The 9,036-nt window shown below is 69.4% G+C and carries 5 protein-coding genes; all 5 read left to right on the top strand.

What is annotated here, in order from left to right; genetic code table 11:
- The first annotated feature begins 290 nt into the window (after positions 1-290).
- The 5 genes from HNQ79_RS12275 to HNQ79_RS12255 all read left to right on the top strand — a co-directional run bounded on the left by HNQ79_RS12275 (position 291) and on the right by HNQ79_RS12255 (position 8,930).
- On the top strand, positions 291-1,868 hold the full coding sequence (locus HNQ79_RS12275) for a S15 peptidase family protein (RefSeq protein ID WP_185029934.1): 1,578 nt from the start codon (positions 291-293) through the stop codon (positions 1,866-1,868).
- 38 nt (positions 1,869-1,906) lie between these two features.
- Positions 1,907-3,277, top strand: a complete 1,371-nt coding sequence (locus HNQ79_RS12270) for a wax ester/triacylglycerol synthase domain-containing protein (RefSeq protein ID WP_185029932.1) — start codon at positions 1,907-1,909, stop codon at positions 3,275-3,277.
- Between the two features lie 84 nt (positions 3,278-3,361).
- On the top strand, positions 3,362-3,811 hold the full coding sequence (locus HNQ79_RS12265) for a helix-turn-helix transcriptional regulator (protein ID WP_221507630.1): 450 nt from the start codon (positions 3,362-3,364) through the stop codon (positions 3,809-3,811).
- 311 nt (positions 3,812-4,122) lie between these two features.
- Positions 4,123-5,544: a PfaD family polyunsaturated fatty acid/polyketide biosynthesis protein gene (locus HNQ79_RS12260; protein WP_229923399.1), complete on the top strand. Its 1,422-nt coding sequence runs from the start codon at positions 4,123-4,125 to the stop codon at positions 5,542-5,544.
- Between the two features lie 434 nt (positions 5,545-5,978).
- Entirely contained in the window at positions 5,979-8,930 is a 2,952-nt protein-coding gene (locus HNQ79_RS12255) for a type I polyketide synthase (protein WP_185029927.1), read from the top strand.
- Positions 8,931-9,036 lie beyond the last annotated feature (106 nt).

The raw sequence follows: 9,036 nt of genomic DNA, 5'->3' as shown, positions 1-9,036 counted from the left end.
GACTGCCTTGCGTTACAGCCGGAAAGGGGACTTTTGACGGTTCGGCTCCGTCCCGTAAATCGGTGGCACCGAAGGACCGGACCGGCGGACGCCGCGGCGAGGTTGCAAGCCGAAGTGTGTCCCCTGCCGTGCGGAAACCAGCTGCGCCGGGTGAACCGTGAGGGCGGTCGGTCCCTCGGCGCCCAAACAGCTTCCTTCGTACCCGTAAGAAGGTACTCGTTGCCACCTGCAAGGAACAGCTCCTACGCTGAATTGCATCAGCGACTCCGCTTTCTCCTCGATGGGACACCATGCGGCTGCATCGAAAATTTTCCTCGCATTTTTTTTCGCCCGCCGAAGGCAAGAATTTCTCCCTGTCGCCCTTCACGGGGAGGGGTGGCCAGAAGCACTGGGTGCTCACCGAGGACGGGGTTTCGCTCGACGTCGAGGTCCGGGGCGCGGGGAATACAGAGGAAGTCGGTCGGCCACTCGTCATTCTGCCCGCGAGTTGGGCCGCTTCCGCAAGCAGCTTCGGATGGTTTCTGGACTGGCTTGCCGAATCGGGTTACATAGTGGCCGCCTACTCACCCCGTGGTTTCCGCGGGTCCGGTGGCCGCGTCGAAGCCGCATCGCATTCGGACGTGCAGGATTTGAGCACACTGATCGACTGGGTGGAACAGCACTACCCGTGCGCCGACACCGAGCGAGTGGCCGCCGTGGGACTCTCCTACGGCGCCGGCATCAGTCTGCTCGCGGCGGCGTTCGAGCCGCGCATCGCCACCGTGGTCGCGGTCGACGGGTGGGCCGATCTCGGTTCTGCCCTCCTGGCGGGGGACACTCCACGACTGAGCACGGCCCTCCTGGTGGCGGGTGCGCTCGGGGGACACTTCTCCCCCGACGTCGCCCTGAAGTCCCTCTTGCTCTACAGCGGTTTGGGGCGCGCCCAACTCCGTGACTGGGCGGCTCAGCGTTCTGCCGCTCAGCACATCGAGCGCTTCGACCGGCCGGGACTGTCCGTCCTGCTCGCTGCGGGCTGGAACGACACGGTCCTCCGTGCCGAGCAAGCACATGCTTTTCACCAGCAGTTGCCCTGCCGGTCGCGGCTTCTGCTGCACCCCGACGAGCATCCCGTACTGCCCTGGGCCCAGCTGACCAGTGAATCGGGACGCGAAATCTGGCGTCGCGCGGGCGACTGGCTGGACCAGGAACTGCGCGGGCTGCCCCGTGGGGTTCCCACGGAGGGAGTCGAGGTGCTGGGGAGTCCCGCGAAGCAACGCCCGTTGCCGAGCCGAACAACGTCCCACCCGGTGGTTCCCGCGCGCACCCAGGTCTATGGACTGGGGCCTCCGCGTCGTCTCGGCCCTGGCCGCATGGGCGCCGAGGGGTCCGCCTGGCAGGCCCGGTTGCGGGGGGCTCTTCCGTCCGGAGCGACCGACCGCTTTCCCGCCCTGTCCCGGCTGGTCGAGCGGGTCACCGGATACCCCCCGTCTGTTTATTTTCCCCTCGTCCCCGGTCCGGCGGCAGCGTCGTGGACCACAGCCGTGTTCGACCGGCCCAGGAAGCTGCGGGGCTCCCCCGTCCTGGAGGGTTCGGTCAGCTGCCACGCCCGACGGGTGACGGTGACCGCGCACCTCTACGCGGTGGGGCCTTCAGGTGTCGGCCGTTTGTGCAGCCAGGGTGCGGTGACGCTGGCCACCGGCGGCAAGGGACCCGCTCCGTTCTCCGTCACCCTGCGCACCGCCGTGTGCGACGTGCCCACGGGCCACCGGTTGGGTCTGATCGTCGGCACCTGGGACCCCACATGCCGGGGAGCCACACGCCCCCTGAGCAGGGTGGTCCTCCACTCTTCGGAAGAGCACCAGGCCGCACTCACGGTGCCCCTGAGCTGAACACACCCCCTCCCACACCGAATCGAAGGAGGAATCCGATGGGCACAGCCGCCGGCGAAGGATCGCGTGCACTCAGCACGTCCGAAGCGCTCCTGTGGCAGGTCGAGAACTCAGGACTTCGGCTACCGGTCATCGGCGTCGCCGAACTGGACGGCACCCCGGAGCTGACCGCCCTGACCGCCGCGATGCAGCGCGCCATCCGCCACAACGCACTGCTGAGCTCACGGGTGACGGGTCCGCGTCTGTTCATCGGCGGCCCCCGGTGGGAGGCGCTGGACGAAGTCACCCTCTCCCACCACATTCGTCGCGCGGCTCTGCCGGGTGCGGCGGGCCAGACGGAACTGCTCGAGTTGGCGCAAGCAGCGGCGACCGCCCCCTTCGACAAGGACCGACCGCTCTGGGATGTGCTGTTGGTGGAAAGGGGGCCGGGGGAAAACGCCGCGCTGATCATACGTCTGCACCACGCCATGGTGGACGGCCTTCGCGCGCTGGAACTGTTTTCTTCGCTGTGCGACGAGTTGGCGCCGCGGCCCAGCCCGAACCGGCTGAGTCTGATCACCCAGGAGCAGGAAGCGGCGGACAGTCCCCCTCCGGACGGCCGCCTCTCATGGCACGGCCTCGGCGCGGGCGCGGTCGGCGCGGGACGTCGACTCCTGGAAAGTGGCTTGCGACACGTGGCGACGGCGGGAGCCGGACTGCAGGCATCCCAGTCCGCGCTCTGCCTGCCGGCCGAACACTCCCCCGCTCTCGTCGGCCGCTCTCAGGACCGCAGGCTCCTGACGCTCACCGCTCCCAAGGAGCAGCTGCGCCGGGCGGGACGCACTGTCGGCGGGACGACTCACGACGCGTTCCTGACGGCAGTGGTGGGTGGGCTGCACCACTATCACCGCGCGGTCGGCCTCGGTTGGGACCGCGTTCCGATGGCGGTCGCCGTCGCACTGCCCGCGCGGCCGGGCGAGCCGCGCAACCGTTTCACGGGCGTACGCCTCGCGGGAGCAACCGGCGAGGAGGACGTGCGGCGGCGCCTGGAAAAGACATACAGATCGGTTCGTGCGGCCCGCGCCCTGCCCTCCATCGACCCCGACCGGCTCGGTCCCCTCTCCCCCGTGCTGGCGGCCGCCCCGGCGAAGGCGGTACGCGTGTTGACAGACCTCGTCACCGAGAGCGACGTCCACTGCACCTACGTACCAGGCCCCGAAGAACGCAGAAGTATTGCCGGAAAGGGCCTCATCAAACTTTTCGGGTTCGCGCCGGTGGTGAACTGTGCACTCTCCGTAGCGATGTGCTCATACGACGGAACGTGCGCCATCGGCATGAATCTCGACCCGACAGCAGTAAAGGACGCCGAACTGTTACACAGTTCCTTTCGGGCGGGTTTGGACGAAATCCTGTCCCTCGGTGGTCAGTAGCCGATCCAGCACCTCCGTGCCCCTTTCCGCGCCCCTACCGCGAACACACGCCGAGTCTGTTCCAGTATGAAAGGAATACCATCTGTGGAGACACGTGGAGCTCACTCCCCGGAGAAGCGCACGCAACATGCCGATCTGCACCGGCACAACCTGCGCGATCTCTTGACCGCCGTCGGCAGGCTCAGCGAGACCGTGCAGCAACTGCATTCCAATCTGGCCCACTTGCTGCCCCACGGGGCTCAGCTCGCCGAGCGGGTGCCCGCGCCGGCCACCGCGCCGGACAACCGGCGAGACCCCTCACCGGTCGCCTCCGAAACCCCGGAGTCCGCGCTCAGTCCGCAGGAGATCCGCGTGCTCCAGCTCACCAGCCGCGGGTTCTCCAACCGGCAGATCGCACGCGCACTGACGTTGTCCGAGCAAACGGTCAAGAATTACATGTCCACCGTATTCCGCAAGATCGGGGTGCAGAGCAGAACGGAAGCCGCCTACTACTGGACCCACCGGGGTGGACAAACCCCCAACGAGTGCTCGTAGCACACGACATTCCAGGACTTTCGATGCAGGCACAAGTACCTAAGTACTCGACTGACACCACTGATTTCCAGGAAGAACTGAAGAGCCGAGAGAAAGGAGAAGAAATGGAAGTGCCGGTCGACGCCTCTCCGACTGCGTCTCTCTCACTGCAGGACACAAAGAAGGCTTCCGAGGCCGCAGAGCTGGCGGTTCGCGCAGTCGAGTCCCCGCGTTCGGATGTGTGGGTACTGGGCCACCGAAAGGACGGAAGGCGTCAGGCTTTTCTTCCCGACAGCGACTCGCTGGAAGCCCTCGACACCAGCGAATGGAGCGTGGAAGGAATTCTGCCCGGAATTTTTCCCGAGTGGCTGGGCGACCCCGGGTTCGCCGACCGGCACGGAGTCCGATTCCCCTACGTGGTCGGTGAGATGGCGAACGGCATCGCCACGACGGACATGGTCGTCGCGGCGGCGCGGGGCGGATTTCTCGGCGTGTTCGGTGCCGCGGGACTGACCGCGCAGCAGGTGGAGGAAGCGCTGGGGCGCATCCGGCGGGAGCTCGGGCCAGGTCCCGGGTGGGCGGTCAATCTCATCCACAGCCCGACCGAACCCGCCGTGGAACGTGCCGTCGTGGAACTGCTGTTGAAGGAGCGCGTGCCAAGCGTGTCGGTGTCCGCCTTCATGGAGCTCACCCCGTCAGTGCTGCGCCTGGCACTCTCCGGAATCAGTGAGCGCCCCGACGGTTCGGTACACCGGCCCGTACGCGTCCTGGCCAAGGTCTCGCGTCCTGAGACCGCCAAGGCCTTCATGACGCCCGCGCCGGCCGCCCTGCTGGAACAGCTGGTGGGCGAGGGGCTGCTGAACAAGGAGGAGGCGCGTCTCGCCGCACGGATCCCGGTGGCCGAGGACATCACCGCGGAAGCCGACAGCGGGGGACATACCGACAACCGGCCCCTCACCGCGCTGCTGCCCAGGCTGCTGGCGCTTCGCGACAGCGTCGCCCGCGTCCACGGGTACACCGTGCGCGTGGGAGCGGCCGGTGGACTCGGCACGCCGCAGGCCCTTGCTGCTGCCTTCGCCGCCGGCGCGGCCTATGCGGTCACCGGCTCCGTCAATCAAACGACGTGCGAGTCCGGCATCTCCGACCAGGCCCGCACGCTGCTGGCCGCCGCGGACCTCCCCGACATGGTCATGGCACCGGCCGCGGACATGTTCGAGCTGGGGGTCAAGGTACAAGTCCTCGGCAAGGGGACGATGTTCGCCCAGCGGGCGCGACTGCTCCACCGGCTCTACGAGCGGTACGACAGCCTGGACCAGCTCGACGAGAAGACACGTGACCGGCTCGAACGCGACGTCTTCCGGGCTCCCCTCGCGAAGATCTGGGCAGAGACCGAGAAATTCTGGTCCTTCCGCGACCGGGGCGAGATCGAGCGGGCCGCCTCCGACCCCAAACACCGCATGGCCTTGCTGTTCCGCTGGTACCTGGGCCAGTCGAGTCACTGGGCCATCCGCGGCGAGCAGGGCCGGGCAGTGGACTACCAACTGTGGTGCGGTCCCGCCCTGGGCGCGTTCAATCACTGGGTCGCGGGGAGTTTCCTCGAAGACCCCCAGCAACGTTCCGTGGTCCAGGTGGGACTCAATCTGCTGGAAGGGGCCGCCTGCCTCGCCCGCGCCCAGCAACTGCGTTGTCACGGTGTTCAGTTGCCGTCCCGCGGATGGACGTTCCGGCCGCGGCCCCTGCGCCAGGCGGCATAACCGAAGCGACACCGGAGCGACAGACGTCGCACCGATATCTGACCGGGCGAGAGACCGGCCGACCGACCCGAAGGACCCGACCACCGGACGGGCAGACAAGCGCCGCGAAGCCCACAGCCGGCGCCCCGTCCTCCCGGCCCTGATGCCCGCCGGCGCCTTCCGGGCGCCCAGCCAGCGGCATCGGGAGCGCCCTCTCACTTCGTCCCGGCGCGTGAGAACCCCCGACGCCCAGCCAGAGCGGCCAGTCGTCCGCCCAGCGCCGCCGGCACTCCCGCGCCTCCCCGCGCCGCTCCGGAGCACCGTGCCGGCTCCGCCCGCGGGTGCGCCGGACGCCGTCCCACACCCGAGGCGCGCCCCATCCCGTACCAGGCGTCGCCCCCACCGGCACGTGACAATCCGGCCCCTCAGGGCCCTTCACCCCCTACGGAGCCCCTATGGCCGCCCCGTCAGTCCCCGCTGCCCCCGCGCAGGTTCCCCCCTCACCCGCCTCCCCCTTGGACATCGCCGTCGTAGGCGTCAGCGCACTGGTCCCCGGCTCACAGTCGGCGACCGGCTTCTGGCGCACCGTCTCCTCGGGCCGCGACCTCATGCAGGAGGTTCCCGCGTCCCATTGGCTCGTCGACGACTACTACGACTCGGATCCCAGCGCCCCCGACCGCACCTATGCCACCCGGGGAGCCTTCTTGGACCCCGTGGACTTCAACCCCTTGGCGTACGGAATCCCGCCGAAGATGATCCCGGCGACCGACACCACACAGCTCCTGGCGTTGATGACCGCCGAACTGGCACTGTCCGACGCCTTCGGAAACGACCTGTCCTCGCTCGACAAGACGCGCACCGGGGTCATCCTGGGGGCTTCTGGCCTGGAACAGCTCACCGAGATGGGCTACCGGCTGCAACGGCCCGTCTGGCGCAAAGCGATGCGTGAGCGCGGAATCGACGACGAGCAGGCCGACCGGCTCTGCGACGCCATCGCCGACCATTACACCCCGTGGCAGGAAGCGACCTTTCCCGGCCTGCTGAGCAACGTCGTCGCGGGACGCATCGCCAACCGGTTCGATCTCAACGGCCCCAACTGCACCGTGGACGCGGCGTGCGCCGGATCGCTCGCCGCCCTGTCCATGGCGGTGAGCGAACTCCAACTGGGCAGGTGCGACACGGTACTCACCGGCGGGGTGGACACGTTCAACGGCATCGCCATGTACATGTGCTTCAGCAAGACCCCGGCACTGTCCCCCTCGGGGGACTGCCGGCCCTTCTCCGACGAAGCCGACGGCACGATGCTCGGCGAAGGGCTCGCCATGTTCGCCCTGCGGAGGCTGGCCGACGCGGAACGCGACGGCAACCCCGTCTACGCCGTCCTCAAGGGAATCGGCTCCTCGTCCGACGGAGGAGGCGGCGCCATCTACGCGCCGGTCCCCCGCGGGCAGCGAATCGCCCTGGAACGTGCCTACCAGCAAGCCGGATACGGTCCCTCCACCGTGGAACTCGTCGAGGCGCACGGCACGGGCACAAAGGCCGGCGACACCGCCGAACTCACCGCGCTGTCCGACGTGTTCGACAAGGACCGGCCCGGCGACACCACCGACGGGCCGTGGTGCGCCGTCGGGTCCGTCAAGTCTCAGCTCGGCCACACCAAGTCCGCGGCCGGCGCGGTGGGTCTCCTCAAGGCGGTGCTCGCACTGCACCAGCGGGCGATCCCGCCCAGCATCAAGGTGTCCGCGCCGAACCCCCTCCTCGCGGACCGCACCAGCCCGCTGTATGTCAACACGGAACTGCGCCCCTGGGTACGGGACGGCCGCCACCCCCGGCGGGCATCGGTGTCCAGCTTCGGATTCGGCGGCAGCAACTTCCACGTCACGGCGGAGGAGTACCGGCCGGGGCGGACACCCCTGCTGCGCAACGTGACGAGCGAGCTGCTGCTGCTCGGCGCCGACTCACCCGCGGAACTGGCCGGCGCAGCCCTGCGGCTCTCCGGTTCCACCGCGCCCCTCGACGAGGACGCGCGGTCCACCCAGCTCTCGTTCGACGCCGGCCGGCCCTACCGCTTGGCCGTCCTGGCGGGGGACCGCGCCCAGGCCACCGAACGTCTGCGCTCGCTGGCCGACCACCTCCGCGACGAGCCCTCTCGCAGCGTCTCGCACCCCGGCCGGGCGCACTACGCGGGCCCGGTCGGCGTACCCGGCAAACTCGCCTTCCTCTTCTCGGGCCAGGGGAGCCAGTACGTCGGCATGGGCGCGGCGCTCGCCCTGCACAGTCCACAGGCACTCGAGGTCTGGGACCGCGCAGCGGACTGGGGTGGCGAACTCGGGTGCACCCCGCACCGGCTGGTGTTCCCGCCGCCCGCCCTCAACAGGGCCGCCCGGCGTGGGCAGGCCCAGGCGCTGGCGCGAACCGAACACGCCCAGCCCGCGCTCGCCGTGCAGTGCCTCGCCCAGTTGTCCGTACTGACGTCCATGGGCCTGCGCCCCGACTGCGCCGGGGGACACAGTTTCGGTGAACTCGTCGCCCTCCATGTCGCCGGTGTCTACGACGCGCCCACCCTGTTCCGGCTGGCCGCGCGACGCGGCGAACTCATGGCCGGCGCCGGGGCAGCACAACCGGGCGGGATGCTCGCCGTCGAATGCTCGGCCGGCCGGCTGCGGGACCTCCTCGGCCCCCAGCTTCCCGAGGGGCTCTGGCTTGCGGGCCGCAACGCTCCCGAGCAGACGGTACTGGCCGGGGAACACGCGGCGATCCAGGACGCGGCGGACGCTCTCAGCAGGTGCGGAGTTCCCTCCACCAAACTCTCCACCGGTGCCGCGTTCCACAGTCCCGCCGTCGCCGCGGCCGCCGCGCCCTTCGACGCGTTCCTCGACGTCACCGCCCTGCGTACGCCCCGCATCGACGTGTGGTCCAACGTGACCGCGGAACCCTATCCGCAGGAACCGGCCGCCGTACGACGTCTCCTCGGGACGCAGATGGTATCGCCGGTGCGCTTCGCGGAGCAGGTGGACGCCATGCGGCGCAGCGGGGTGCACGACTTCGTCGAACTCGGGGCGGGCAGCACGCTCACCCGTCTCGTTTCCCGCAACCTCGGCGACCGTTCGCACCTCGCCGTCGCGGTCGACCACCGGGGAACCGATGCTTTCGCCGGTCTCCAGGACACCCTGGCGCGCCTCACCGTGCACCGCGCCCGGCCTCTCGACTTCGCGCCGCTGTGGGCTCCGTTCGCGGCCACCGACGCGCCGCCCAAGAAGCCCGGCAGGCACGCCATGACCGTACCCATCCGCGGCAGCAATTACGGGCGGCCCTACCCGCCCGACGCCGCCGACGCCCACCGGACGGCACATCCCGCACGCCGGCACGCGGCTGCGGCCGGGGACTCGCGCACGTCCGTGGTCTGATCCTCGCCCGCCCGTCCTCGCGCCGACCCGACAAGGCCCGACAGGCCCGACAGGCCCGACAGGCCCGACAGAAGGGGAACAGCCATGCCGCCCTGACGCACACCGG

This window comes from Streptomyces candidus, from assembly GCF_014207445.1.
In the GTDB taxonomy this organism is placed as follows: Bacteria; Actinomycetota; Actinomycetes; order Streptomycetales; family Streptomycetaceae; genus Streptomyces; species Streptomyces candidus.
The sequence above is the reverse complement of the archived record's forward strand: the minus strand, read 5'-3'. Positions and strand labels throughout refer to the sequence as shown.

What these genes read in the sequence shown, in the direction of transcription:
- HNQ79_RS12255 (WP_185029927.1), top strand. Translation starts at nt 5,979, where the DNA reads ATGGCCGCCCCGTCAGTCCCCGCTGCCCCCGCGCAGGTTCCCCCCTCA.
- HNQ79_RS12270 (WP_185029932.1), top strand. Translation starts at nt 1,907, where the DNA reads ATGGGCACAGCCGCCGGCGAAGGATCGCGTGCACTCAGCACGTCCGAA.
- HNQ79_RS12275 (WP_185029934.1), top strand. Translation starts at nt 291, where the DNA reads ATGCGGCTGCATCGAAAATTTTCCTCGCATTTTTTTTCGCCCGCCGAA.